Annotated in this window: 23 protein-coding genes; 6 read left to right on the top strand and 17 right to left on the bottom strand. The window is 51.8% G+C overall.

Annotated elements, in window-relative coordinates:
* The first annotated feature begins 29 nt into the window (after window positions 1–29).
* On the top strand, window positions 30–284 hold the full coding sequence (gene infA, locus G9Q38_RS10065; protein ID WP_114420693.1) for a translation initiation factor IF-1: 255 nt from the start codon (window positions 30–32) through the stop codon (window positions 282–284).
* A gap of 43 nt (window positions 285–327) precedes the next feature.
* Here the strand turns inward: infA and G9Q38_RS10060 are convergent, their stop codons facing one another.
* The 4 genes from G9Q38_RS10060 to ahpC all read right to left on the bottom strand — a co-directional run bounded on the left by G9Q38_RS10060 (window position 328) and on the right by ahpC (window position 3,870).
* Complete coding sequence (locus tag G9Q38_RS10060; RefSeq protein ID WP_166130532.1) at window positions 328–855, bottom strand: SixA phosphatase family protein; 528 nt, start codon at window positions 853–855, stop codon at window positions 328–330.
* A 36-nt stretch (window positions 856–891) separates the two neighbouring features.
* A complete protein-coding gene (gene thpR / locus G9Q38_RS10055; RefSeq protein ID WP_166130530.1) occupies window positions 892–1,461 on the bottom strand; it encodes an RNA 2',3'-cyclic phosphodiesterase in 570 nt (189 codons plus the stop codon).
* A 119-nt stretch (window positions 1,462–1,580) separates the two neighbouring features.
* Window positions 1,581–3,170 (bottom strand): alkyl hydroperoxide reductase subunit F, encoded by a 1,590-nt coding sequence (gene ahpF / locus G9Q38_RS10050; RefSeq protein ID WP_166130527.1) that lies wholly within the window; start codon window positions 3,168–3,170, stop codon window positions 1,581–1,583.
* Between the two features lie 136 nt (window positions 3,171–3,306).
* Complete coding sequence (gene ahpC, locus G9Q38_RS10045) at window positions 3,307–3,870, bottom strand: alkyl hydroperoxide reductase subunit C (RefSeq protein ID WP_166130525.1); 564 nt, start codon at window positions 3,868–3,870, stop codon at window positions 3,307–3,309.
* A gap of 240 nt (window positions 3,871–4,110) precedes the next feature.
* Here ahpC and prfB point away from each other — a divergent pair.
* Together prfB and lysS are read left to right on the top strand one after the other, a co-directional pair.
* Window positions 4,111–5,215, top strand: a protein-coding gene (gene prfB, locus G9Q38_RS10040) for a peptide chain release factor 2 (RefSeq protein ID WP_166130522.1) whose coding sequence is annotated in 2 segments (ribosomal slippage) — window positions 4,111–4,191 and window positions 4,193–5,215 — 1,104 coding nt in all. Because the reading frame shifts where the segments join, the coding sequence is not laid out codon by codon here.
* 99 nt (window positions 5,216–5,314) lie between these two features.
* Window positions 5,315–6,838 (top strand): lysine--tRNA ligase, encoded by a 1,524-nt coding sequence (gene lysS / locus G9Q38_RS10035; protein WP_166130520.1) that lies wholly within the window; start codon window positions 5,315–5,317, stop codon window positions 6,836–6,838.
* Between the two features lie 38 nt (window positions 6,839–6,876).
* Here lysS and fdx read toward each other — a convergent pair whose 3' ends face one another.
* The 9 genes from fdx to uvrB all read right to left on the bottom strand — a co-directional run bounded on the left by fdx (window position 6,877) and on the right by uvrB (window position 15,214).
* Entirely contained in the window at window positions 6,877–7,218 is a 342-nt protein-coding gene (gene fdx, locus G9Q38_RS10030; protein ID WP_114420686.1) for an ISC system 2Fe-2S type ferredoxin, read from the bottom strand.
* A 12-nt stretch (window positions 7,219–7,230) separates the two neighbouring features.
* Entirely contained in the window at window positions 7,231–9,102 is a 1,872-nt protein-coding gene (gene hscA, locus G9Q38_RS10025) for a Fe-S protein assembly chaperone HscA (protein WP_166130517.1), read from the bottom strand.
* Between the two features lie 6 nt (window positions 9,103–9,108).
* Window positions 9,109–9,642: a Fe-S protein assembly co-chaperone HscB gene (gene hscB / locus G9Q38_RS10020; RefSeq protein ID WP_166130515.1), complete on the bottom strand. Its 534-nt coding sequence runs from the start codon at window positions 9,640–9,642 to the stop codon at window positions 9,109–9,111.
* Window position 9,643: 1 nt separating this feature from the next.
* Entirely contained in the window at window positions 9,644–9,967 is a 324-nt protein-coding gene (gene iscA, locus G9Q38_RS10015) for an iron-sulfur cluster assembly protein IscA (protein WP_166130512.1), read from the bottom strand.
* Window positions 9,968–9,971: 4 nt separating this feature from the next.
* Window positions 9,972–10,361 carry a Fe-S cluster assembly scaffold IscU gene (iscU, locus tag G9Q38_RS10010; RefSeq protein WP_114420682.1) on the bottom strand — a complete coding sequence of 130 codons (390 nt, stop codon included), beginning with the start codon at window positions 10,359–10,361 and terminating at the stop codon, window positions 9,972–9,974.
* Window positions 10,362–10,390: 29 nt separating this feature from the next.
* Window positions 10,391–11,602: an IscS subfamily cysteine desulfurase gene (locus G9Q38_RS10005; RefSeq protein ID WP_166130510.1), complete on the bottom strand. Its 1,212-nt coding sequence runs from the start codon at window positions 11,600–11,602 to the stop codon at window positions 10,391–10,393.
* A 14-nt stretch (window positions 11,603–11,616) separates the two neighbouring features.
* Window positions 11,617–12,132: a Fe-S cluster assembly transcriptional regulator IscR gene (gene iscR, locus G9Q38_RS10000; protein ID WP_114420680.1), complete on the bottom strand. Its 516-nt coding sequence runs from the start codon at window positions 12,130–12,132 to the stop codon at window positions 11,617–11,619.
* Between the two features lie 198 nt (window positions 12,133–12,330).
* Window positions 12,331–12,822 carry a low molecular weight protein-tyrosine-phosphatase gene (locus G9Q38_RS09995; protein ID WP_114420679.1) on the bottom strand — a complete coding sequence of 164 codons (492 nt, stop codon included), beginning with the start codon at window positions 12,820–12,822 and terminating at the stop codon, window positions 12,331–12,333.
* A 370-nt stretch (window positions 12,823–13,192) separates the two neighbouring features.
* On the bottom strand, window positions 13,193–15,214 hold the full coding sequence (uvrB, locus tag G9Q38_RS09990; RefSeq protein ID WP_166132374.1) for an excinuclease ABC subunit UvrB: 2,022 nt from the start codon (window positions 15,212–15,214) through the stop codon (window positions 13,193–13,195).
* 73 nt (window positions 15,215–15,287) lie between these two features.
* On the opposite strand from uvrB, the gene G9Q38_RS09985 reads away from it, so the two are divergent.
* The gene (locus G9Q38_RS09985; RefSeq protein ID WP_166130507.1) at window positions 15,288–16,487 is read left to right on the top strand and encodes an amino acid aminotransferase; all 1,200 of its coding nucleotides are present in this window, start codon (window positions 15,288–15,290) and stop codon (window positions 16,485–16,487) included.
* A gap of 90 nt (window positions 16,488–16,577) precedes the next feature.
* Window positions 16,578–17,234 (top strand): transcriptional repressor LexA, encoded by a 657-nt coding sequence (lexA, locus tag G9Q38_RS09980; protein ID WP_166130505.1) that lies wholly within the window; start codon window positions 16,578–16,580, stop codon window positions 17,232–17,234.
* Between the two features lie 8 nt (window positions 17,235–17,242).
* Here the strand turns inward: lexA and G9Q38_RS09975 are convergent, their stop codons facing one another.
* Genes G9Q38_RS09975 through G9Q38_RS09965 form a run of 3 tightly spaced genes read right to left on the bottom strand, consistent with a single transcriptional unit; the run spans window position 17,243 to window position 20,410 of the window.
* Window positions 17,243–18,055, bottom strand: coding sequence for an enoyl-CoA hydratase-related protein (locus tag G9Q38_RS09975; protein WP_166130502.1), 813 nt, complete (start codon window positions 18,053–18,055; stop codon window positions 17,243–17,245).
* Window positions 18,056–18,074: 19 nt separating this feature from the next.
* A complete protein-coding gene (locus tag G9Q38_RS09970; RefSeq protein WP_166130500.1) occupies window positions 18,075–18,884 on the bottom strand; it encodes an enoyl-CoA hydratase/isomerase family protein in 810 nt (269 codons plus the stop codon).
* Window positions 18,881–20,410 (bottom strand): class I adenylate-forming enzyme family protein, encoded by a 1,530-nt coding sequence (locus tag G9Q38_RS09965; protein WP_166130497.1) that lies wholly within the window; start codon window positions 20,408–20,410, stop codon window positions 18,881–18,883. Before G9Q38_RS09965 ends, G9Q38_RS09970 begins: the two co-directional genes overlap by 4 nt.
* A gap of 134 nt (window positions 20,411–20,544) precedes the next feature.
* Here G9Q38_RS09965 and G9Q38_RS09960 point away from each other — a divergent pair, with 134 nt between their 5' ends.
* Entirely contained in the window at window positions 20,545–21,318 is a 774-nt protein-coding gene (locus G9Q38_RS09960) for an IclR family transcriptional regulator (protein ID WP_166130495.1), read from the top strand.
* Between the two features lie 19 nt (window positions 21,319–21,337).
* Here the strand turns inward: G9Q38_RS09960 and G9Q38_RS09955 are convergent, their stop codons facing one another.
* A complete protein-coding gene (locus G9Q38_RS09955; protein WP_166130493.1) occupies window positions 21,338–22,054 on the bottom strand; it encodes an enoyl-CoA hydratase/isomerase family protein in 717 nt (238 codons plus the stop codon).
* Window position 22,055: the final 1 nt, after the last annotated feature.

The following is a 22,055-nucleotide window of genomic DNA, read 5'->3' as shown; positions in this document are numbered from 1 at the left end:
GCCGACTATTACAAGAGGAAACTGTACTCATGGCTAAAGAAGAATTACTTGAAATGACCGGCTCGGTAACCGAAGTCCTCCCCGACTCCCGTTTTCGCGTAACGCTGGAAAACGGCCACCCCATCGTGGCATACACCGGCGGCAAAATGCGCAAGCACCACATTCGTATTCTTGCCGGTGACAAAGTCAAACTGGAAATGTCTCCCTACGATCTCAGCAAAGGCCGTATTGTATTTCGCCATATCGAAGGCCGCCCGCCCATGGCACGCAACAACCGGCGTTAAGCCTAATGCGCGTTACAGGTTCGCCCTGCTTCAGATTAACAAACTAAATAACGGGTGACGGCGTCATGAAATGTTCAAGAACGCCCGATCGCTCATCAATGTCGGCCCATCTGCGGGTATCCGGAAACGTAATAACGGCGAGGCTCGCAGGTGGAAATTCATGCCTCAGTCGCACCACCGCATTTTTACTTCCCCGACCTGTCAGCTTCAAAGCCAACCCTTGCATTCCTGGGTTATGTCCCACTAGCAGCAAAGTCTGGCGTGAATCGGGTTGCGCCCCAAGCACATCCAGCAATGCCGCTATACCTGCCTCATAAATACGGTTTTCATAAAGACATTGAACCGCCGTTGGCAGTCGCTTCTGTACTTGCGCCCAAGTTTGCCGGGTACGTTGTGCAGGCGAGATAACAGCCAGATCCGGAATAAAACCTTCCGTCGCCATAAGCCTGCCCACCTCCAACGCTTCGGTTAGGCCGCGTTCGCTTAAATTTCGCTCGATATCTCCACCGCTTTCCGCAAAGCCGGCATGCGCATGTCTTAGCAATAGTAAACGTCGAACCTGATCAGGCATTACATTACTCATTCAGAAAGACTCACCAATACTTAATCAAAAAAGCCTACGTTCGGCAAGAACGCGATATTTACCGCCGCCACCAGGCACAGCACAGGGAACAGACCCGGCCAACACCACTCTTCGGGCCTGCCAACAGACCGGTTCCCGTAGAAGACTATGCGGCGCCACAACCTTTCGAGCCAACGTCACATGCGGCCGAAACGGTATTTTCTTGTCCCACCAAATTTCGTGCTTGTCTAGAGAATTGCCTAGCATACGCCATAATTGATCCAAGGGCTGCGGCGTGATCTTTGGCCCTACCCAACTGACCTTAATATTCGGGAAACTATTTAACTCTGTTAAATCGAGCGAAAACGCTTCCGGGAGCGGCAAATCTCTTAAGATGGCGTGCAAGACGGGCTGGTTCTCTTCGGGCTGTATCCCTAAAAAAGCCAAAGTAAGGTGCATATCGTTCGGATGGGTGTGTCTCCCAGCCAGATTTTCTTGCAACTTTGCCAACCTCCCGGCTGTTTCGGCATCGGGCCACAATGCATAAAATAATCGGCTGGGTTGCGAAGCGGCGTCGGCCGACGGCACGGGTATCGGATCGGACAATATACTCATTGCATGAGCATACTAGAGCCCAAGGGCGAGTGCATCTTTTTCACTGACAAAAAAGCCCACCACATTGCTTGTGGTGGGCTTGATGCGTTGGGGCCGGGCCCGCCGCGACTAACCAAAAATCAGGCCGTCGCATTTTCGGTCGTCGTCACCTCTTCCTCATCGGAAACTGAACTGCGAATCAGATGATCGAACGCGCCCAATGCAGCCTTGGCGCCGTCCCCTGCCGCAATCACAATTTGCTTGTAGGGAACCGTCGTAACGTCACCCGCCGCAAACACACCCGGCACTGACGTTTGCCCTTTGGCGTCAATCTCAATCTCGCCAAACTTACTCAAGGATAGACTGTCTTTGAGCCACTCGGTATTAGGAACCAAACCAATCTGAATGAAGACCCCTTCCAGATCAATTTTTTTGGATTCTCCGGACTGTCGATCTTTATATGTCAGACCATTCACCTTCTTACCGTCGCCGAGAATTTCGGTGGTTTGGGCGGAAACGATAACTTCAACGTTCGACAGGCTGCGTAGTTTACGCTGCAATACCGCATCGGCCTTAAGTTCGTCGGCAAACTCAAGGAGGGTAACGTGGCGCACCACACCGGCCAAATCAATAGCCGCCTCAACACCCGAGTTACCACCGCCGATAACCGCAACGTCTTTGCCTTTGAACAAGGGGCCATCGCAGTGTGGGCAGTATGCTACGCCGGCATTGCGATATTCGTCTTCACCCGGTACGTTGATGTTGCGCCAGCGAGCGCCCGTTGCCAAAATAACCGACTTACCTTTCAGCGAAGCACCGTTAGCCAGCTTCACTTCAATCATTTTGCCGGGAATCAGCTTTTCGGCCCGTTGCACATTCATGATGTCGACGTCGTAGGTTTTAACGTGCTCTTCAAGTGCTGCGGCAAACTTCGGCCCGTCGGTTTCTTTAACGGAAATAAAGTTTTCAATGGCATTGGTATCGAGTACTTGCCCGCCGAAACGCTCAGCCACAATACCTGTACGGATACCTTTACGCGCAGCATAAACCGCCGCAGCCGCGCCGGCTGGCCCACCGCCCACAATCAATACATCGTAAGGCTCACGAGAACTCAATTCTTCAGCTTTACGCGAACTGGCACCCGTATCCAACTGAGCCAGAATTTCTTCAACGCTGGAGCGACCCTGGCCGAACTTCTCGCCATTCAGGAACATAGTGGGAACCGACATAATTTGTCGGGCGTCCACTTCATCCTGATACAAGGCACCATCGATGGCCACGTGCTTGATGCGTGGATTAATAATCGACATTGCATTCAATGCCTGAACCACATCGGGGCAGTTCTGGCAGGACAGCGAGAAATACGTTTCAAACTCGTAGTCACCATCAAGATTGCGAATCTGTTCAATAACCGCTTCGTCCAGCTTGATGGGATGCCCCCCAACCTGCAGTAATGCCAGGACAAGAGACGTAAATTCGTGCCCCATGGGGATACCGGCAAAGGTAATGCCAATATCGGTACCCGCACGACGGATTTCAAACGAAGGTTTGCGCTGTGAGTCGCCGCTTTCAACCAATGTCACCTTGTCAGACATGGATTCAATTTCCTGCAGCAGTTCGCGCAGCTCAGTCGACTTCGCGCCACCGTCTAAATGAGCCACCAGCTCAACGGGCTCGGAAATACGTTCCATATAAGACTGCAACTGGTCTTTTACATTGGCTTCTAACATAACGTTCACCTTCTTCTGTGTTTTGTCTATTCAAAAAGTCGCGGCGCGGTTTTTGGCCGTACCGCGACCGGTTCGGAAGCGTGGCCCGTTTTGGCAGGCCACACTCTCCTTCTTAAAGCAGAACCGAATGCCTTGCTTAGATCTTGCCAACCAAATCGAGGGAAGGCTTCAGTGTTTCAGCGCCTTCTTCCCACTTGGCAGGGCAAACTTCACCGGGGTGAGCGGCAATGTACTGTGCAGCACGTACTTTACGCAGCAACTCGTCGGCTTTACGGCCGATACCGTTGTCGTGCACTTCCATAGCCTTGATCTCACCTTCAGGGTTCACAACAAATGTGCCACGCAGCGCCAGGCCTTCTTCTTCGATCAGTACTTCGAAGTTGCGAGCCAGCACCTGGGTGGGGTCGCCCAACATGGGGTACTGCACTTTTTTGATGGCAGCCGATGTATCGTGCCATGCTTTGTGCGAGAAGTGGGTATCGCAAGAAACGGCATACACCTCAGTGCCCAGTTTCTGGAATTCTGGATACAGGTCGGCCAAGTCTTCCAGCTCGGTGGGACACACGAATGTGAAGTCTGCGGGGTAGAAAACGAACACAGACCATTTGCCTTTCACGGACTCATCAGTTACTTCAGAAAATTTGCCGTTTTGAAAAGCCTGTACTTTGAAAGGTTTGATTTTGGTGTTGATAAGAGACATGTCTTAATTCCTCTGTGTTGTGGTTAAAAATAGGGGTTAAAACTGAATACAGGGTCAGTATAGGCAAGCCCCATACATTTGTAAAATTGATTGATTTAATAACCTTGGTTGTTTTTTTCTATTAAGAATACAAAATAGCCAAAGAATCTGCTTTAACAATTTAAATGGGGCATGAGTGCGTGTTTACAAGTACGTTAAAATGCTAAGTTATCGTAAAACATGCTGATTTCAGGAATATTTATGGAAGTGGAACAACAAAACCAGCTTTTGGCTCGTATAGACGACTATACCCAGCGGCAACATGCGCTACGGGGGTATCTTTGACTTCGCCGGCAAATCTGAACGTCTGCAAGTGGTAAACGCCGAGCTTGAAAGCCCCGACGTATGGAACGACCCCAAACATGCCCAGGATCTGGGTCGCGAAAAGAAAAGTCTGGAAATCGTCGTTCAAACATTATCTGATCTGGAAACCGGCCTGAACGAAGCCAAAGAACTTTTTGAATTGGCCAGTGCCGACGACGACACAGAAACCCTGCAAGCGATCGAAGCCGATTGCAATGCTTTGGGCGAGCGTCTGGAAGAGCTTGAGTTCCGACGCATGTTTAACAACCCGGCAGATCCGCTGAACTGTTTCATTGATATCCAGGCCGGCGCAGGTGGAACCGAAGCGCAAGACTGGGCCTCCATGCTGTTGCGCCAATACTTACGTTATTGTGAACGCAAAGAATTCAAAACTGAAGTCCTGGAAGAGTCGCCCGGCGAAGTCGCCGGTATCAAGTCAGCCACCATCAAGGTGGAAGGCGACTACGCCTTCGGCTTTCTGCGCACGGAGTCGGGTGTGCACAGACTTGTGCGTAAAAGCCCGTTCGACTCGTCCAACGGGCGCCATACTTCTTTCGCCAGCGTCTTTGTCTATCCCGAGGTCGACGACTCAATTGAAATCGACGTTAATCCGGCCGATCTACGTGTTGACACCTACCGCGCCAGCGGCGCCGGCGGCCAACACATTAACAAGACCGACTCGGCCGTTCGCCTTACCCACATACCCACCGGTATTGTCGTGCAATGCCAGAATGATCGCTCGCAACACCGCAACCGTGCCGAAGCCATGCAAATGCTGAAATCGCGCCTGTATGAACTGGAAATGCGCCAGCGCATGGCCGAACAGCAAAAAATGGAAGACGCCAAAACCGACGTGGGCTGGGGGCACCAAATTCGCTCTTACGTGCTGGACCAAAGCCGCATCAAAGACTTGCGCACCAGTGTCGAAATTTCAAACACGCAAAAAGTACTCGACGGCGACCTGGACCCTTTTATTCAAGCCAGCCTGAAGCAAGGGGTTTAGCACCTGTTTCGCTAACGAGGCCCGGCGGCGGTCACAGCCGCCGCTCCCACTACCTAACATCGCCCTGCTGTTTACATACCTAATCTTTCCACGAAAGTTATGACCCATTCCTCCGATCCTGCTGCGCCTGTTGCCGAAGAAAATCACCTTATTGCAGAACGTCGCCAAAAACTTGCGCGGCTGCGTGAAGACGGCGTAGCCTTTCCCAATGACTTCGCACCCGACGATAAAGCCGCCGACCTGCAGGCCGCGTATCACGACCATGACAAACCCGCTCTGGAAGCGCTCGCGCAGCCCGCTAAAGTAGCGGGCCGTATTATGCTTAAACGCGTCATGGGCAAAGCCAGCTTCGCCACATTACAAGACGGCAGCGGCCGGATCCAGATCTACCTGGACAAAAACGGCGTGGGCGACGAGGCCTATGAGTCGTTCAAAACCTGGGATATCGGTGACATCATCGGCGTCGAGGGCACGCTTTTCAAAACCAACAAAGGTGAGTTATCGGTACGAGCCGCCGGCATTCGCATGTTGGCCAAATCACTGCGCCCCTTACCCGACAAATTCCACGGCGTAACCGATCAGGAGCTGCGTTATCGTCAGCGTTATGTCGACCTGATCATGAACGAACAAACGCGCCACACGTTTATGGCACGTAGCAAAGCGATTGGCCGCATTCGTCAGTACATGCTCGACGCCGGTTTCATGGAAGTGGAAACGCCCATGCTGCACCCTATTCCCGGCGGCGCGACAGCTAAACCTTTCGTGACACACCATAATGCGCTCGACATGGAAATGTATTTGCGCATTGCCCCCGAGCTTTATTTGAAGCGCTTAATTGTGGGCGGCTTTGAGCGCGTATTCGAGCTGAACCGGAATTTCCGTAATGAAGGCGTCAGCCCGCGGCATAACCCCGAATTCACCATGATGGAATTCTATGCGGCCTATACCAATTACCACTGGTTGATGGATTTCACTGAATCGCTGATTCGCCAGGCGGCGATTGCTGCAACGGGTAGCGCCACGTTTACTTATCAAGATCAGGAGCTTGACCTGGCCGCGCCTTTCGATCGTCTCACAATTATTCAAGCCATACAAAAGTACTGCCCCCAATACACCCAGGTACAGCTTGAAGATATCAACTTCCTGCGCGCCGAACTTAAAAAGTTGCGTGTTGACGTTGACGCCCCACCACTGAAGCAAGCCGGCATCGGCGCCTTGCAATTGGCTTTATTCGAAGAAACGGCCGAAGCGCAGCTTTGGAATCCAACTTTTATTGTGGACTATCCTGTTGAGGTGTCGCCGCTGGCACGGGCCTCAGATAATCACCCCGGAATTACCGAGCGCTTCGAGCTGTTCATTACAGGTCGTGAAATGGCTAACGGGTTTTCAGAATTGAACGACCCTGAAGATCAGGCGGCCCGTTTTCATGCCCAAGTTGAAGCCAAAGACGCCGGCGACGAGGAAGCCATGTATTACGACGCCGACTACATTCGAGCGCTTGAATACGGTATGCCACCCACGGGCGGTTGTGGTATCGGAATTGACCGTTTAATGATGTTGCTTACCGACAGCCACAGTATTCGCGACGTGCTTTTATTTCCGCATTTACGACGCGAAGATTAAATAATCAACTTACCATTAAGCAGCACGCAAAGCGCTGCTTAATGGTTTTCCTTTGCATGATTAATTGAATACTTGGGGATTTCAACCGTTAAGTCTTCGTCGGCAATTTTCGCCTGGCAGGAAAGCCGTGAAGTGGGCGTTAATCCCCACGCGCGGTCTAAATAATCTTCCTCGTTATCCGTCGCCTCGTCCAGGGAATCAAACCCCTCACGCACAATCACGTGACACGTAGTACAGGCGCACGACAATTCGCAGGCATGTTCAATTTCGACATGGTTATCGAGTAGCACCCGACAAATGGATTCACCCGAGGGTGCGTTCTCTATAACCGCGCCTTCCGGACAAACTTCGGGGTGAGGCAAAACTGTAATTTTCGGCATAATACTTCTAAGTTATGGCTTGGAGACTTCATCAAGACTGCGACCCGACAATGCGCGGCGAATACTGCGATCCATTCTTCGGGCGGCAAACGAGTCGGTAGCCTGTGAAAGACGTTCAACCGTCTGGCGCACCGCATCGGCAGTGGCGTTACCTTCTTTCAGCACCGCCCAGCCAACTTGCATGACGTCATCCACCTGCGCACGCTCATCGTTATCAAGAAGGTCGCCGTCTGACTCCAGTGCAGACTGCACCGACTCCAGCAACTGGCTTAACTCAACCTGCTGCTCACGCAAGGCACGTGCCTGTGCATCTTCCGACGCATGACTCATTCCCTCACTTAGCATGCGGGCAACTTCGTCATCGGATAAACCATAAGAAGGCTTCACCGAGACGCTGGCTTCGGCACCCGTGCTTTCCTCACGCGCGCTAACATTCAATAGACCATCGGCGTCGACCTGGAACGTAACCTGAATGCGTGCGGCACCGGCAACCATGGGCGGAATGTCTCTTAATTCAAAACGCGCCAGCGAACGACAGTCGGACACCAGATCACGCTCACCCTGAACAACGTGGATACTCATGGCTGTTTGGCCATCTTTAAAGGTCGTGAATTCTTGAGCACGCGCCACCGGAATGGTGCTGTTACGCGGAATGACACGCTCAACCAACCCGCCCATGGTCTCCAGACCCAGCGACAGGGGCGTGACGTCGAGCAAGAGCCAGTCTTCACCCGGCGCACGATTGCCCACCAGCAAGTTGGCTTGCAAGGCTGCGCCCAAAGCCACCACCTGATCGGGATCGAGATCGTTCAACGGGTCGGAACCAAACAGTTTTCCTACTTCGCGCTGAATGACAGGCATGCGCGTAGCGCCACCCACCATGACCACGCCTTTTACGTCAGTTATTTCAAGATCTGCATCACGCAGCGTTTTGCGCGCACGGTCAAGAGTCCGACTGACAAGTGGCTGCGCCCAGGACTCGAATTGATCGCGACCCAGCTTCATTTCCACTGTATCGGCCCCTACTTGGGCGCTGAACACAGTTTCATCGGCATCGGTCAGCGCTTCGCGCGCCGCCCGGGCCGCCACATACAAAGCACGGACGTCTTCCTTGCGATCTAGCTTTAGCGAATGCGATTGAACAACCTGCTTAACAATTTCAGTGTCGAAATCATCACCGCCAAGCTGGGTATCACCGCCTGTCGCAACAACCTCAAACACGCCTTTGCTTAAACGCAGAATAGAAATATCGAAAGTGCCGCCGCCCAAATCGTAAACCGCATAAACCCCTTCAGCCGCGTGATCAAGGCCATAGGCAATTGCGGCAGCCGTGGGCTCATTCAACAAACGCAACACAGTCAGACCAGCCAAACGACCTGCGTCTCGGGTTGCCTGACGTTGAGCATCATCGAAATAGGCGGGCACAGTAATAACCGCGCCAACCAGGTCACCGCCCAGCACCATTTCGGCACGTGTCCGCAACGACTTAAGGATTTCGCTGGAAACCTCAACCGGGCTGAAATCACCCTGCACGGTACGCAGTCGCACCATATCGTCACCTTCGGCAAAATCGTACGCGGCACCCTCAGCCTGAGCCTCGGCCAAAGACCGCCCCATAAAACGCTTCACCGACGCAATAGTATTTCGCGTATCGCTTGCCTGATGTTCACGCGCTTCGTATCCTACCTGCACATCGCCACTGGACAAATAGCGCACGACCGATGGCAACAACACGCGATCGTGTTCATCGGCCAGTACTTCGGGCGCACTGCTGCGCACCGCGCCAACCAATGAATGCGTTGTACCCAGATCGATACCAACAGCAAGTTTACGTTGATGTGGAACCGGGGAGTCGCCCGGTTCGGAAATTTGCAATAAAGCCATAAATAATTATTGGTTCCGGTCTGCCAGTTCGTGTTTTGCCACCTGAATTTCGCTTAGCAGCTTATCCAGGAACATCCATTCGCGCACCTTCGCAGCAGCCGCATTCGAATCGTCATGTTCGTCGATAAGCGCAGCAACATGGCATTGCATATCTGCAATCGCCTCTTTGATCTCTGTATCCAACGCTAAAAAGGCTTCGGGCTTTGCCACCGACTTCGCCTCGTCGAGCGCTTCGCGCCACTCCATTTGGCGCATCAGAAAAGCCCCATCCATTCGCGTGTTGCTTTCGGTTTGCAAATCGCATCCGGCCAGCTCGCATAAGTAGCGTGCGCGCGCCAAAGGTTGCTTAAGCACCCGATACCCTTCATTAATGGTCGATGCCCACTGCATGGCGACACGCTTTTCTGCTGAGGTGGCATTGGCGAAACGGTCGGGGTGCACTTGCCCCGCCAGTTGTCGCCAACGTGCTTCAAGCAAATGCGTATCCAGTGCGAAAGTTTGCGGAAAATTGAATAACCCGAAGTAATTTTGAGACGACACACTACACCGTAAATGATTCGCCGCAACCGCACGTTGCCTTTTCGTTGGGGTTCGTGAACCTAAACCCCTCGTTCAAGCCTTCGCGACCATAATCAAGTTGTGTTCCCTCAAGGTACGGCAAGCTTTTCGCGTCGATAAAAACCTTTACACCGTGCTGTTCAAAAACCGAATCATCGGCATTTGGCTCATCGACATATTCAAGCTTGTACGCCATACCGGAGCAACCCGTTGTACGCACACCCAAGCGCAAACCCAGGCCCTTGCCACGTTTTGCCAAATAGCGGCTGACATGATCAGCCGCTTGCGGAGTAAGCGTAATACCCATATTTTTAATCCTGTTTGCTATGCGTTTCCTTGTAATTCTGGACAGCCGCCTTGATGGCGTCTTCGGCCAGAATGGAACAGTGAATTTTCACCGGTGGCAAAGCCAGCTCTTCAGCAATTTGCGTATTACGAATTTCCATTGCCTGATCAAGCGTTTTGCCTTTAACCCATTCGGTCACCAACGAACTGGAAGCAATAGCCGAACCGCAACCATAAGTTTTAAAACGCGCGTCTTCAATGACGCCCGATTCATTCACCTTAATTTGCAGTTTCATGACGTCGCCACAGGCAGGGGCGCCAACCATACCAGTACCCACGCCGGCATCGCCTTTTTCAAAGCCACCCACGTTGCGGGGGTTTTCATAGTGATCCAGTACTTTTTCGCTATAAGCCATGATGTGCTCCTTGTATTTCTCTTAAATCTTTAGTGTGCGGCCCATTGAACCGTGTCCAGGTCAACCCCTTCCTGCACCATTTCCCACAGCGGGGACATATCGCGCAGTTTGCCAACCCGGGCCTTCAATAGTTCGACGGCAAAATCAACATCTTGTTCAGTAGTAAAGCGCCCCAAGGTGAAACGAATGGAACTGTGTGCCAACTCGTCGTTCCGACCTAATGCGCGTAATACATAGGACGGTTCCAGACTCGCAGAAGTACAGGCCGAACCACTGGAGACTGCCAGTTCTTTGATGGCCATAATGAGTGACTCACCTTCCACGTAGTTGAAACTCACGTTCAGGTTATGCGGAACACGTCGCTCCATATCACCATTCAGGTACACCTCTTCAATTTCCGAAACCCCGTTCCACAGGCGGTCGCGCAGAACACGAATGCGTTCATTTTCTGTACCCATCTCTTGTTTAGCCAAACGGAAAGCCTCACCCATACCTACGATTTGGTGCGTTGGCAACGTACCTGAGCGGAAACCCCGTTCGTGACCGCCACCATGAATTTGCGCCAAAATGCGAATACGAGGTTTACGGCGGATAAACAGTGCACCCATGCCTTTCGGGCCATAAGTTTTATGTGCCGAAAAAGACATCAGGTCTACCTTTAGCTTTTGTAGATCGATTTCCACTTTACCCGTTGCTTGGGCGGCATCAACATGGAAAATAATGCCTTTTTCGCGGCAAATTTCGCCAATGGTTTCAATATCCTGAATAACACCGATTTCGTTGTTCACCATTAAGACAGACACCACACTGGTATCAGGGCGCAACGCTTGCTTGAAGACTTCAAGATCAAGCAAACCGTTTTCTTGAACATCGAGGTAAGTGACCTCAAAACCCTGGCGCTCAAGTTCACGACAGGTATCAAGCGTAGCCTTGTGCTCGGTTTTCAGCGTAATAATGTGTTTACCGCGCTCGGCGTAAAAATGCGCGGCGCCTTTCACCGCCAGGTTAATGGATTCCGTTGCGCCGGATGTCCAGATAATTTCACGCGAATCGGCATTCACCAGGTCGGCAACCTGGGCACGCGCCTGTTCCACCGCCTCTTCCGCTTCCCAACCGAAAGCATGGCTGCGCGACGCAGGATTACCGTAATGCTCGTAAAGCCACGGAACCATTTTCTCGACAACGCGGGGGTCAACCGGCGTTGTGGATGAGTAATCTAAATAAACAGGACGTGAAGACATCAACCAACTCCTTATTAAACCGGCATGGACGGCGCGACCTTGGCGCTCGCCACCTTACTAACTTTAACTGTGTTTTCGTTTCTTTCTGCAGAGGCATCGTGCAATGCCCGCATGCGTTGCTTGTCGACCAGATCTTGCAGCGAGACCGAATCGAGGTATTCCACCATTTTGTGATTTAACGTTGTCCAGAGCTCGTGTGTCATGCAACGGCTTGAATGCCCTGTACGACCCACGTTGCAATCTTCCTTGCCGCCACAGCTAGTGGCGTCGAGCGGTTCGTCGACTGCGAATACGATATCGGCCACGGTGACATCACGCGCCAAACGAGCCAGAGAATAACCGCCACCCGGACCCCGCACACTGTCAACCAATTCGTGGCGACGCAGCTTACCGAACAATTGCTCCAGGTAAGACAGCGATATGTTTTGCCTTTGACTGATTGCCGCCAACGTAACCGGGCCGCTGTGCTGACGCAGCGCCAAGTCGATCATGGCGGTAACGGCAAAGCGCCCTTTTGTGGTTAAACGCATATGATTTCCTTGCCAGTGTCTGTGCAAACAACAGGAATGAATCTCAACTGATAAATTCCCGACTATTTGACTCAAGTATAGCAAATACCCGACTGAATTGCTAGGTTAAACAGATACAAAAAACCGGGCTAAAGCCCGGCTTTTCAAAGAAGACTATAAGCGTAGTCCCAACAACCTGAACACCCGTAAACGGCTGCCTTAAGCTGCCTGGTACTGGGTAGCGCGCTTGCGAACAACTTCGAGTACACCTTGACAAGCATCCTCAAGGTAATCGAGTACCTTGTTGAAACCATCGGGACCGCCATAATAGGGGTCGGCAATTGTGGCTTCCTCGAACTCATTAGCAAAACGCATAAGCAGCATCAGTTTGTGCCGATACACCCGGGGGCACTGTTGCTGCAATGCGGAAAGATTTTCCCAGTCCATTACCAGAATGAAGTCGAACTCGCGGAAATCATCGGCAGTGACTTGACGGGCAACGCATTGAGAAATGTCGTAACCACGCTTGCGTGCCGCAGCCTGAGCCCGCGCGTCGGGGGACTCACCCACATGAAAACCATGTGTAGCAGCCGAATCAACACCCACCAGACCAGAAAGACCCGCTTCTTCGATCATTTGACGAAAAACGCCTTCTGCGCTGGGCGAGCGGCAAATATTACCTGTGCAAACAAAAAGTACCTTAGTCATCATGGGTGAGATTGTGAGGGAAAACCCGAAATAAGGCAATAGATTTAAGCGTAAAATTTTTCTTCACACAAGACGATTTGTTGTGAAGGTATCATGCAAAGTCCGGTTTAATCAGATCCCGCGACGAGGCGGCACGACATGCCAAACCTACTCAGAAAGATTGCCAGATCTGGAATAATGCAGTGCAACAAGCGTCTCGGAGCTGCATTTTCATCGTAATTCCGGAAAAAGGCATAAAACAGGTGTCATCCGGATGACAAGTAGCCCCTTCTCGCCTTTTTGAGCCAACATCGTTGCAATTTAGCAACAGCCTAACGCCTACCGCAGAAGACACACGGAGCAAATAAGTTTTTCACATTACTGTATAAGTAAATCAACTTGGATTGAGCAAAACTTGCTCTTTTAAACGGTTCAACGCGTCGCGCGCGGCGGCTGCCTGTTCAAACTCCAGGTTGCGGGCATGATCAAGCATCTGCTTCTCCAAACGGCGTATCTCACGAGCCAATAGCCGATCATCGCTTAAAAGTTCAGCAGGAATACTGTCGTCGTGCGACGGCTTGTTGGGCTGCTCAACACCATCAATCATTTCGCGCACGGCCTTGTTAACCCCTTGAGCCACAATGCCATGCTCTTCATTGAAGGCCAGTTGCTTATCGCGACGGCGCTGCGTTTCGTCGATTGCACGGCGCATCGAGTCTGTAACACGATCAGCATACAAAATGGCACGACCATTCAAATTCCGGGCAGCCCGCCCGATCGTCTGTATAAGGCTTCGTTCGGAACGCAAGAACCCTTCTTTGTCGGCGTCCAAAATTGCAACCAGCGATACCTCAGGAATATCCAACCCTTCCCGCAGCAGGTTAATACCGACCAAAACATCAAACACCCCCAGGCGCAAGTCACGGATAATTTCCACACGCTCAACGGTATCGATATCTGAATGCAAATAACGCACCTTCAAACCATTTTCAGCAAGGTAATCGGTTAAATCTTCGGACATCCGCTTGGTTAGCGTCGTAACCAATACCCGCTCCTGCACGGCAACGCGCAACTTGATTTCGCCCAAGAGGTCATCAACCTGTGTTACCGCAGGTCGCACCTCGACCTCGGGATCCACCAGACCGGTTGGCCTGACAACCTGCTCAACAACATTATCTGCATGCTCATGTTCATAACGCGAAGGCGTTGCGGAAACAAAAACAGTTTGACGCATTCGCGCTTCAAATTCTTCCATTTTCAACGGCCGATTATCCAATGCCGACGGCAATCGAAAACCATACGTTACAAGGGTTTCTTTACGCGACCGGTCTCCTTTATACATGGCACCCAACTGGCCGATCGTGACGTGGCTTTCATCAATAAACATCAGGGCATCGTCGGGAAGGTAGTCGATCAACGTCGGCGGCGGCTCTCCGGGTGCCGCCCCGGAAAGATGGCGTGAGTAATTTTCGATCCCCTTGCAGAAACCCAGTTCCTGCAACATTTCCAGATCGAAGCGGGTGCGCTGTTCAAGACGTTGCGCTTCAACCAGTTTGTGATCATCCAGCAAAATTTTTGTGCGCTCGCGCAATTCCGCCTTAATAGTTTCAATTGCGCGCAACACAGTTTCACGTGGGGTCACGTAATGCGAACGCGGGAACACAGTGAATCGTAAAACCTTCTGACGCACCTTTCCGGTTAAAGGGTCGAACAATTGCAGGGTTTCCACTTCATCGTCGAACAACGTAATGCGCACTGCCAGTTCGGCGTTTTCCGCAGGAAACACATCGATTGTTTCACCTCGTGCCCGAAACGTGCCGCGCACAAACTCAACGTCGTTACGTTCATATTGCATGGCAACCAACCGGGCCAGCAACTCCTGGCGCGGCACCCGGTCACCCGTTCTCAGCGTCAATACCATCGCATGGTAGTCGCCGGGATTACCGATACCATAGATGCAGGAAACCGAGCCAACGATAATGGTGTCGCGCCGCTCCAGCAGACTTTTGGTTGCCGATAAACGCATTTGCTCGATATGGTCGTTAATTGACGAATCCTTTTCGATAAACAAATCACGCGTGGGCACATAAGCTTCGGGTTGGTAGTAGTCGTAATACGACACAAAATACTCCACCGCATTTTTCGGGAAGAACTCACGAAACTCGGCATAAAGCTGAGCGGCAAGCGTTTTGTTGGGCGCCAGCACCAGGGCCGGCCGGCCGGTACGCGCAATCACATTGGCCATGGAAAACGTCTTGCCCGATCCCGTTACCCCCAATAGCGTTTGGAACATCAAACCGTCATCGACTCCTTCCACCAAAGCATCAATTGCCGCCGGCTGATCGCCGGCGGGCGGATAAGGCTGGTAAAGTTCAAAAGGGCTATTCGGATACTGCACAAAGCCCGGTGTTTTCACGGCCATGCTGGACACCTAAGGGTAAACCCCTTATTATCTCATTAATTATCTTCCCTCACACATCACAGGTAATATGACCTCAATTTTCGAATCCGTTGAATTAGCTCCCCGCGATCCCATCCTAGGATTAAACGAACAATACAACACTGACACCCGGTCCGAAAAAGTCAATCTGGGTGTGGGCGTGTACTACGATGACAATGGCCGTGTACCCTTGCTCAAAGCCGTGCGTGAAGCCGAAAAAGCACGTATTGAACAGGCTGCGCCACGCGCCTATCTGCCCATCGACGGCCTGGCGCCTTACAACAAAGGTGCCCAAACCCTGCTACTTGGCCAGAACCACGAATTGGCCGCTTCCGGGCGCGCCCTTACCGTTCAAACCCTGGGCGGCACAGGCGCCCTTAAAATCGGTGCCGACTTCCTAAGACAGGTTCAACCCAACGCCAAAGTTGTCATCAGCAACCCCAGTTGGGCAAACCATCGGGGTATTTTTGAGCGAGCCGGCTTCCAGGTCGACCAGTACCCTTATTACAACCCTGAAACACACGGGTTCGATTTCGACGGCATGCTGGCGGCATTGAAGACACTGCCAAAAGGCACAATCGTCGTACTGCATGCATGCTGCCACAACCCCACAGGGGTTGATCCTTCAGCCGAACAGTGGAAGCAAATCGCCGAAACCGTTAAAGAAACCGGCTTGGTTCCTTTCCTGGATATCGCCTATCAAGGATTCGGCGACGGCCTCGAAGACGACGCCTCCGTTGTGCGTTTATTTGCGGGCTTGGATATTTCCGTGCTAATCAGCTCCTCGTTTTCCAAATCGTTTTCGCTATACGGCGAACGAGTCGGTGCACTAACACTCCTTTGCGCGTCTAAAGACGAAAGCGCCCGGGTTCTTAGCCAACTGAAAATAGTCATCCGCACCAACTACTCCAACCCGCCCACTCATGGCGGCACGGTCGTTTCCACAGTCTTGAATACCCCCGAACTTTATCAACTGTGGGTCGAGGAACTCAGCGGCATGCGTAACCGCATTCGCGATATGCGAGCGCAATTGGTGCAGAAGCTCAAAGACCACGGCGTAACTCAAAACTTTGATTTTGTTTTGGCGCAACGTGGCATGTTTTCTTACTCGGGCCTAACCAAAGAGCAAGTAGAAGCATTACGCGCCGATCATGGTGTTTATGCGGTTGGTAGCGGTCGTATTTGCGTTGCCGCATTAAATAGTGGCAACATCGATCACGTTGCGAAATCTATCGCAAAAGTGCTCTAAACAAATCATATTGGCCAGGGTAGTAAAAGCTTGCCAATTTATATCCGCTAGGGCAGAATAAGGGCTGTATAAAAATACAGCCCTTATTCCATGGCCATCAAACTTACCTCACGCCAACAAGAAATTCTTGATCTTATCCGTGCGCAAATTGCGCGCACGGGTTTTCCCCCCACGCGTGCTGAAATTGCAAAAGAGCTGGGTTTCAAGTCAGCCAACGCGGCGGAAGATCACCTTAAGGCCCTTGCCAAAAAAGGGGCGATAGAACTCACTGCCGGGGCATCACGAGGCATTCGCCTGAAAGTGGAAGCCGATCCTGAACCAGCGTTATCACAAACCAGTCTGTCGTCGGGCGTACTCTTCAACCCGCTGGTACTACCCGTAGTTGGGCGCGTTGCCGCCGGCAGCCCTATTCTGGCCAGTGAACATGTCGAACGGGAACTGTCGGTAGAACCATCATTATTTACGGCCACCCCTCACTATTTGCTTAAGGTGCGGGGCCTCAGCATGCGCGACGCCGGCATCCTCGACGGCGACCTGCTCGCGGTTCGCAAAACAGCCGAAGCGCGTAACGGGCAAATTGTCGTTGCCCGACTGGGCGACGACGTTACCGTTAAACGTTTACATCGCGAAAACGGGCAAATTCAGCTTCTTCCGGAAAATCCCGATTTCTCCCCCATTATTGTCGATGCAAGCAACGAATTCGCTCTGGAAGGCATTGCGGTGGGGCTCATTCGCACCATGCAATAGCTTAAAATTCACAACCCTTTGTAATCGGGCTTGCGCTTCTCAAGAAACGCTTTCATCCCTTCTTGCTTATCCTGGGTGGCAAACAATAGTTGCAACGCTTTTCGTTCAAGCGCAAGTGCTGCGCCCAACGACGCATCGGCACCGTGTAAAACCACTTCTTTAATTTGTTGTAAAGCAATAGGCGGCTGACCGGCCAAATGTTGCGCTAACTCAAGGCAATGTGGCATGAGTTCTGCGTCGTCAACCACTTTGCTGACCAAGCCCATATCATAGGCTTCATCAGCACTGATCAAATAACCTGTCATGCACAAGTACATGGCACGGAACTTGCCAATTGCACGGGTTAAACGTTGCGTCCCCCCGGCTCCGGGCATAATTCCCACCCGAACCTCGGGTTGGCCGAAACGGGCGCTACGCGCGGACACAATCATATCGGCATTCATGGCAAGTTCCAGGCCCCCACCCAAAGCATAGCCCGCCACCGCCGCAATAACCGGAACAGGGCACTCGGCCACGGCAGCCCATAAGCGTTCCGTATGGCGGTGATACATCTGCACCGCATCAATCCGAGACATATCTTCAATGTCCGCCCCGGCGGCAAAAAACTTGTCACCGCCGGTGAGAATGACGCAACGTAATTCAGCGTTATCGGCCAACGATCTGAACACCGCGGCCAACTCTTTACGAATCCCCAGATCGAGGGCATTGCGCACATGAGGACGATTCAAGCGCACAATCGCAATATGCGCGGATGGGAACTCAAGTAATACCTCATTACCAGCAGACGAAGCGTCAAGTTGAGCTTTTTTTTGATCAGACATTCTTTTTCCTCGCAGCTATTTATAACGGGCAATTTTGATCGAAATCAGGTTTTCGCTTTGCTTTCAACGAGGCCAACCCCTCTTTCGCGTCGGGACCTGTAAAACCCATAAATTCCAATGCCAACGACGTATCGAAAGTAGGCCCGGCCATCCGCAACCAATTATTCAGCGCATATTTCGTCCAACGCAAAGCGGAAGGCGAGCCGTTTGCCAGACGGGTGGCAATTTCAAGCGACTTTGCTTCCAGCTCCGACGCATCAGTACATAGCGACACCAAACCGATTCGCTCAGCCTCCTCACCGGAGACACTTTCGCACAACATTAAATAGTATTTTGCCTTGGCCATGCCACAAAGCAACGGCCACACAATAGCGGCATGGTCTCCGGCGGCCACTCCCAATCGGGTGTGGCCATCGATAATGCGTGCATCTTTAGCGGCAATGGAGATATCAGCCAACAAGCCGGCCACTAAACCCGCACCCACTGCCGGCCCTTCCATCGCCGAAACAATAGGCTTGGAACAATTAATCACGTTATAAACCAGGTCTCTTGCCTCTTTCCACACACGCGATAACACCGTAAAGTCTTCCGTCATCTCTTTGACGAGGTCCAGGTCGCCACCCGACGAAAAAGCCCCCTTTGAACCACGGATAATGGCAACGGAAACATCAGGGTCAGCATCAATATCACGCCACACCCGCACGAGCTCCCCATGCATGACGGCATCGGCGGAATTCAAACGTCCTGGGTTGGCCATAGTAATGCGCAATACGCCTGGTGCAGGTTCATCGAACTGCAAACGCTGATAACTTTCATAAACTGAGTTCATATTTTTTTCTCCTTGCCTTGCCAATACTTATCGCGCAGCAGGTTCTTTTGAATTTTGCCGATCGGTGTTTTGGGGAAGTTCTCGACAAATTTGACTTGCCGCGGACGCTTGAAACGCGCCAGACGTCGGGCACAATGATCGACAATTTCCTCTTCCGTTAACGAGGCAGCTGACTTCAGCAACACGTACGCAATTGGTATCTCACCCCATTTATCGTCAGGGATGCCAAACACTGCACACTCGGCCACAGCGTCAAGTTCATAAATGGCATTCTCAATTTCCTTGGGATACACATTTTCCCCACCGGAAATAATCATGTCTTTGGCGCGATCAACCAACGTAATGAAGCCATCTTCGTCCATAACGGCCAAGTCGCCGGTTACCGCCCAACCATTGCGCCAAAAGGCGGCGGTTTGCTCGGGTTCGTTGTAATACTCAAGCATGACATTATTGCCTCGGGATGCCACTTCGCCAATTTGGCCTCGTGGCACCGGATGTCCTTCAGTATCAATCAACGCAATGTCTACGTTGTAAGCCTGACGCCCGATTGAACCAAGCTTGTCTTGCAAATACCAAGCCCGTAACGACGTTAACACGCCCATTTCAGACTGACCGTAAATTTGTGTCATGGCCACATTGGGCAACAATCGCATCATTTCCTTCTGAACCCAATCGGGCATGGGTGCACCGGCGAACGACACCTTGCGCCAGCTTTCATAGGCGCCGGCATCAAATCCTGGGTCGCTCACAACCATAGCGATTTGTGTCGGCACCATAAACGCAGCCGTCATGCGATTTTGTCGCACCATTTGCGCGAAAGCATCTGGGCTCCATTTAGTTAGAAAAACGCTTGTTGCCCCCACCAGCACTGCAGGCTGAAACATTATGTTCAAAGCAGCAACATGAAATAGCGGTGTGACCATGCCAATGACATCGCGCTCATCCAACGCTTCCTCCATGGCAACTGTATGCGCCGTAATGTAGCGATTCAAATGACTGCAAAGCACACCTTTGGGGCGCCCAGTCGTGCCACCGGTATATGTCATGCAAAATGGATCTTCAGGTTTAAGCTCAATGTCGGGATAACTTTCATCGCCTGCCGCATAAAAATCAGCCAAATCAGTATCATCGGTATCACCACCAATACTTACATACCGGCTCAATAGAGGTGGTTGCCCTTTTACACCTTCCACTTTGTCTTTAAAAAGGGACTCATAAATCAATGTCGTGACATCGGCTTTTTCCAGAACAAAAGCCAATTCGTCAGGTGAATACAGAGTCGAGACGTTCACCAGTACGGCTCCCGACCGCGCGACACCAAAAAAAACAACCGCATACTCCAAGCGATTACGACACAGCATCGCAACTTTTTCGCCTTTTTTAATACCGGTGGAAATTAAAGCATTCGCTAACTTATTTGCCGTCCGGTTCAAATCCTCATAGGTAATCGTCTGGTCCTCCCAGATGACAGCTGTTTTAAAAGGGAAGCGCTCGGCGGAGCGGCGCAACATATCGCCAGCCAACATGATGGTCTCCTGTTAGTCAATGTACGATCGCTCGGCGACCATGGCACATTGATCATCATTTGTGTAATCGAGCCAATCTTAATATGATTGCGCGAAAAACTATTCCGCCATGCAAAAAACAGGAGATAGAACGAATGACTGGAGCCAAAGACCGGCAGTTTGTTGACGCATTGGCCCGGGGGCTGGCTATTCTAGAATGCCTGTCTCGCGCCGAAAAACCATTGGGAAACGGCGACCTTGCCAGGCTAATCACTTTACCGCCATCCACAGTCAGCCGCTTAACACATACCTTGACTGAACTGGGCTACCTTCGACGCTCCGATCAGGGGCGAACCTATGAACTAACTCCAAAAAATCTCACATTAGGCTATCCGCTACTGGCAGGCATGGGTCTGCGCGACCGTGTTCGCCCTCATCTGGCCCGAATCAGCGAACAAACCGGACACACCGTGGCTTTGGCAATCCAGGATGGCCTGCACATGTGCTACGTTGATGTTGTGCAAGGAAGTGATTTTCATGCCATTCGGCTGGCCACGGGTGGCCGTTTGAGAATGAATGTATCGGCAGCCGGTATTGCGACGTTGGCGGCCATGCCGAAACAAAAGCGCTGGTCTACCCTGCTGCGCTTAAGAACTGAAATGGAACATCGCCATGAAGACGTACGTGAGCTGGAAAATGCATTGGAAGCTTGCTATCGCCTAGGCTATGCCATGGTACGCAATACCTGGCACGAAGGAATTGGCGGTGTTTCTGTTCCGATTCTTTGGCAGGGTGCCTACGGTGCATTGGCCATGCCGGTTCCAACAAAAACCGTCAGTGCACAACGCATGCACAACGAGCTGGCGCCGAAGTTACTGACCGCGGCAGGCGAAATTGGGGCGGCACCGTTACAAATGCCGGCATACTAACCGTCCGGGCAAGCCTACCTTAACTGCGCCCTGACGGCGCGTTCTCAACAAATTGGCGCAAACGTTTTTGCGTGGCGGCTTGCGTCCACATATACATGAAACCATCCAGTTGCGGCCCAATAGGCGATTGCAAAAAACCCTGCCGGCACAACTGCTTCATGTGGGCAGTTGCCTCATACGGGGCAACTGTGCTCAATTCAAACGCCCCCTCAGCCATCTCGGTGCGATCATTGTGATAACCGGAAATCAATCCAAGTTGACACGCACGCTCAGCCTCCATTCCAACAGCATCACACAATAGCAACTCCGCCTTGGCGGGTGCCGTGCGATAACGAATAAGTTCGACAATGTCGGGAAATAAGCCAAGCCCAAGCAACACCTCCGGGAACCGTAACTTGGCTTGCCGCTGCATGACACAACGATCAGCAGCCAAAGCCAACATAGCACCCACGCCAACGGCATGGCCCTCAGCCACCACACCCACTCGACTGGGCGAATGAAATACAGCGCGAGTCAACAACAAAAAAGACTCGAATGTGTCAGCCACTTGCTGATCCGGCAGTTTAATCAACTCAGCAAGATCAAAACCAGAGCAAAAAAAACGACCTGCGTTTTTAGGCACAAAACAAATTGGTTCGTGGCACTGCTGCGCCTCGTTAAATAGCTCGAGTAACTCACGAATATGCGCCGCACTGACACTGTTGTCAGCCGAAACACCAACAGAAATTTTAACCATC

The organism is Pusillimonas sp. DMV24BSW_D (assembly GCF_011388195.1).
Lineage (GTDB): Bacteria > Pseudomonadota > Gammaproteobacteria > Burkholderiales > Burkholderiaceae_B > Neopusillimonas > Neopusillimonas aestuarii.
Note: the sequence above shows the minus strand (reverse complement) of the source record. Positions and strands in the feature narration are given on the sequence as shown.

What these genes read in the sequence shown, in the direction of transcription:
- infA (WP_114420693.1), top strand. Translation starts at nt 30, where the DNA reads ATGGCTAAAGAAGAATTACTTGAAATGACCGGCTCGGTAACCGAAGTC.
- G9Q38_RS10060 (WP_166130532.1), bottom strand. Translation starts at nt 855, where the DNA reads ATGCCTGATCAGGTTCGACGTTTACTATTGCTAAGACATGCGCATGCC.
- thpR (WP_166130530.1), bottom strand. Translation starts at nt 1,461, where the DNA reads ATGAGTATATTGTCCGATCCGATACCCGTGCCGTCGGCCGACGCCGCT.
- ahpF (WP_166130527.1), bottom strand. Translation starts at nt 3,170, where the DNA reads ATGTTAGAAGCCAATGTAAAAGACCAGTTGCAGTCTTATATGGAACGT.
- ahpC (WP_166130525.1), bottom strand. Translation starts at nt 3,870, where the DNA reads ATGTCTCTTATCAACACCAAAATCAAACCTTTCAAAGTACAGGCTTTT.
- lysS (WP_166130520.1), top strand. Translation starts at nt 5,315, where the DNA reads ATGACCCATTCCTCCGATCCTGCTGCGCCTGTTGCCGAAGAAAATCAC.
- fdx (WP_114420686.1), bottom strand. Translation starts at nt 7,218, where the DNA reads ATGCCGAAAATTACAGTTTTGCCTCACCCCGAAGTTTGTCCGGAAGGC.
- hscA (WP_166130517.1), bottom strand. Translation starts at nt 9,102, where the DNA reads ATGGCTTTATTGCAAATTTCCGAACCGGGCGACTCCCCGGTTCCACAT.
- iscA (WP_166130512.1), bottom strand. Translation starts at nt 9,967, where the DNA reads ATGGGTATTACGCTTACTCCGCAAGCGGCTGATCATGTCAGCCGCTAT.
- iscU (WP_114420682.1), bottom strand. Translation starts at nt 10,361, where the DNA reads ATGGCTTATAGCGAAAAAGTACTGGATCACTATGAAAACCCCCGCAAC.
- G9Q38_RS10005 (WP_166130510.1), bottom strand. Translation starts at nt 11,602, where the DNA reads ATGTCTTCACGTCCTGTTTATTTAGATTACTCATCCACAACGCCGGTT.
- iscR (WP_114420680.1), bottom strand. Translation starts at nt 12,132, where the DNA reads ATGCGTTTAACCACAAAAGGGCGCTTTGCCGTTACCGCCATGATCGAC.
- G9Q38_RS09995 (WP_114420679.1), bottom strand. Translation starts at nt 12,822, where the DNA reads ATGATGACTAAGGTACTTTTTGTTTGCACAGGTAATATTTGCCGCTCG.
- G9Q38_RS09985 (WP_166130507.1), top strand. Translation starts at nt 15,288, where the DNA reads ATGACCTCAATTTTCGAATCCGTTGAATTAGCTCCCCGCGATCCCATC.
- lexA (WP_166130505.1), top strand. Translation starts at nt 16,578, where the DNA reads ATGGCCATCAAACTTACCTCACGCCAACAAGAAATTCTTGATCTTATC.
- G9Q38_RS09975 (WP_166130502.1), bottom strand. Translation starts at nt 18,055, where the DNA reads ATGTCTGATCAAAAAAAAGCTCAACTTGACGCTTCGTCTGCTGGTAAT.
- G9Q38_RS09970 (WP_166130500.1), bottom strand. Translation starts at nt 18,884, where the DNA reads ATGAACTCAGTTTATGAAAGTTATCAGCGTTTGCAGTTCGATGAACCT.
- G9Q38_RS09965 (WP_166130497.1), bottom strand. Translation starts at nt 20,410, where the DNA reads ATGTTGGCTGGCGATATGTTGCGCCGCTCCGCCGAGCGCTTCCCTTTT.
- G9Q38_RS09960 (WP_166130495.1), top strand. Translation starts at nt 20,545, where the DNA reads ATGACTGGAGCCAAAGACCGGCAGTTTGTTGACGCATTGGCCCGGGGG.
- G9Q38_RS09955 (WP_166130493.1), bottom strand. Translation starts at nt 22,054, where the DNA reads ATGGTTAAAATTTCTGTTGGTGTTTCGGCTGACAACAGTGTCAGTGCG.